The 2,884-nt window shown below is 63.1% G+C and carries 1 protein-coding gene and 2 pseudogenes; 2 read left to right on the top strand and 1 reads right to left on the bottom strand.

Annotated features, from left to right (window positions below):
* Window positions 1-207: 207 nt before the first annotated feature.
* Window positions 208-444, top strand: coding sequence for a hypothetical protein (locus tag KG698_RS14895; RefSeq protein WP_213686330.1), 237 nt, complete (start codon window positions 208-210; stop codon window positions 442-444).
* 21 nt (window positions 445-465) lie between these two features.
* A pseudogene (locus tag KG698_RS14890) lies at window positions 466-2,304 on the top strand (Hint domain-containing protein); the annotation flags it as partial.
* A 207-nt stretch (window positions 2,305-2,511) separates the two neighbouring features.
* On the opposite strand, the pseudogene KG698_RS15940 reads toward KG698_RS14890, so the two are convergent.
* Window positions 2,512-2,808: pseudogene (locus KG698_RS15940) on the bottom strand (ATP-binding cassette domain-containing protein); the annotation flags it as partial.
* Between the last annotated feature and the right edge of the window lie 76 nt (window positions 2,809-2,884).

The following is a 2,884-nucleotide window of genomic DNA, read 5'->3' as shown; positions in this document are numbered from 1 at the left end:
GCTGCGCGATCTGGCCAAGGCCCCCGCCGCGGCAGAGTGATCGCGGCCGCACCCGACAGACAGGGGGGCGCTTTCGGGCGCCCCTTTTTCGTTGCTGCGCTGATCATCGCCCTTGGCGGGCAGAAAATCATTGATCGCTGCGCCCGTGTTTGGGATTTTAACCATGTTCATGTCTTGGAGTTGGTTTTTTGGGTAAGGGGTAGAGCCTTGAGCGAGATTTCCCTCACATTGTCGGCGGATATGGTCGCGGCGCTGCGCGAGCGGGTGCGCTTCGACAGCGATGCGGATATCGCGGCCTTCGTGGCCGATGCGGTGGCGGTCTATGCCCAGCTCGGCGCGCTGAGCCAGACACCGGGCCAGTTGATCTGGCAGCCCGAGGAGGGGCCGCCCCGGCGCCTGCGTCTGCCGGGCGATGCGGGCAGGGCCAGTCGGGTCACAGGATAAAACGGTAAAGGAGTAAGCGGTATGGGATACAAGTTTCTTTCCGAGGATGCAGAAGACGAAAGCGGCGTTTCCGTTGCCACGCTCGGCGATATCGATGGCGATGGTCTGGCCGATTTCCTGATCGGGGCGCAACGTGGCGACGGGATCGGGAATGCTGAAACCTGGTCCGGCAGCACCTATCTGATCAAGGCGGCCGATCTTGCCGCACTCGATTTGGCCGACGGCACAAGCGATGGCGTCATCGATCTGGGCTTCGTGCGCAGTGTCGGGACATCTTACGAACTCGTCGGTGAGGAATCGGGCGATTTCAGCGCAATCAGCGTCAGCTCCGCCGGGGATGTGGATGGCGACGGGCGCGACGATGTCCTGATCGGCGCGCCGAATGCGAGCGGGATCGGCAATGCCGAAAGCTTTTCCGGCAGCGCCTATCTGATCATGGCCGCCGATCTTGCCGCACTTGACGGCACCGATGGCACGACCGATGGCGTCATCGATCTGGGCCGGGTCGCGGCGACGGGCGGTTCCTATGAATTCGTCGGAAAGGATCAATTCGATCAGGCCGGTCAAACGGTCAGTTCCGCGGGCGATGTGGATGGGGACGGGCGCGCCGATCTGTTGATCAGCGCCCGCGAGGATTCATCGGGCAATATCTACCTGGTCAAGGCCGCAGACCTCGTCGCACTGGATCAGGCCGATGGCACCACCGACGGGATCATCGACCTTGGTTTCGTGGCGGCCACCGGTACCTCCTACAAATTCGTCGGGGACGGTGGCTTTCTCTTCAGGGCCAGTTCCGCAGGCGATGTCGACAATGACGGGCAGGCCGATCTGCTGCTCGGTGATCCGAATAGGCAGGATATGCGCGGCAGCGCCTATCTGATCAATGCCAATGACCTTGCCGCGCTGGATCAGGCCGATGGCACGATGGATGGCGTCATCAGAATGGCCAATGTCGCGGCGACCGGCACCTCCTATCAGTTCGTGGGGCGGGGGGATGACGACCGGGCCGGCTGGTCGGTCAGTTCGGCGGGCGATGTGGATGGCGACGGGAAGGACGATCTGCTGATCGGGGCCTATCTGGCCGATGGCTCCGGCCTTCTCGGCTTCATGTCCGGCGTGACCTACCTCGTCAATGCCAATGATCTGGTCAACCTTGATGCGGTCGATGGATCGACGGACGGCATCATCAATCTGAGCAGCATTTCGACTCCCGTCCTCGCGGGCACGGGCGCGTCCTATCGGTTCATCGGGGATCGCGATGACCATGTCGGCCGGTCTGTCAGCGCGGCGGGGGATGTGAATGGCGACGGTTTCGCCGATTTCCTGATCGGCGCCCCCCGGGCAGACGGGATCGGCAATGCCGCGTCGAATGTCGGCAGCGCTTACCTTATCAGCGGCGCCGATCTTGTCGCCCTCGATGCGGCCGACGGGGGTGTGCATGGCATCATCGAGCTCGACACTGTGGCAGGGGTCGGCACCTCCTACGAGTTCATCGGACCGAACAACAATGATTTTGCCGGGTTTTCCGTCAGCTCGGCGGGCGATGTCGATGGGGATGGGTTGGATGATCTGTTGATCGGGGCCGTCCAGAACGGAAGTCTGGGATCGAGTCAGATCGACACGACCTACCTGATCGAGGCCGATAGGCTGGCCTACTATGACGGGCTCGACGGTGATGTGGACGGGATCATCCACCTTGCCAATGTCTCCTGCTTCCTGACGGGCACCCGCATCGCCACGCCCGGCGGCCCTGTCGCGGTCGAGCGGTTGGGGCCGGGCGATCTTGTGCTGAGCGCGGACGGCCGGGCGGTGCCGGTGCGCTTCAACCTGCGCCAAAGGCTTCTGACCCGCTTCGGCCCGCCCGAGCGGCTGATGCCCGTGCGGCTGCGGGCGGGGGCTTTGGGCGGCGGTATAGGGATGGCGCGGGTTGGCAAAGATCGGTTCAGTCCTGTCGGTTTCCGCAACGCGGCCCGCGTAGAGCACGACAACCCGGTCACACGCCTGTGCGACAACGCCCATGTCGTGCGTGATCAGGATCAGTGCAAGACCACGGTCCCGCACGAGGTCCACCATGATCTGGATGATCTGCGCCTGAATGGTCACATCCAGCGCGGTGGTCGGTTCATCCGCAATAATCAGATCAGGATCGGCAGCCAGCGCCATGGCGATAACGATGCGCTGTTTCATTCCACCCGAAAGCTGGTGTGGATAGGCACCATGCAGGGTCGCGGCGTCGGGAATGCGGAGCTGCTGCATCAGCTCGATGCTGCGCAGCTTTGCCGCCGGTTTCGACAGCCCAAGGTGCAGCCACGACACCTGATCGATCTGCGCCCCGATCTGGACCAGCGGGTCAAGCGAGGTCATCGGGTTTTGGCTAATCAGCGCGATACGTTTGCCGCGCAGACGGCGATAGGCGGGTTCTGCCAGCGCAGTCAGCTCT

This window comes from Roseicyclus sp. (assembly GCF_018402035.1).
Lineage (GTDB): Bacteria > Pseudomonadota > Alphaproteobacteria > Rhodobacterales > Rhodobacteraceae > Roseicyclus.
This window is presented reverse-complemented; position numbering and strand designations above follow the sequence as displayed.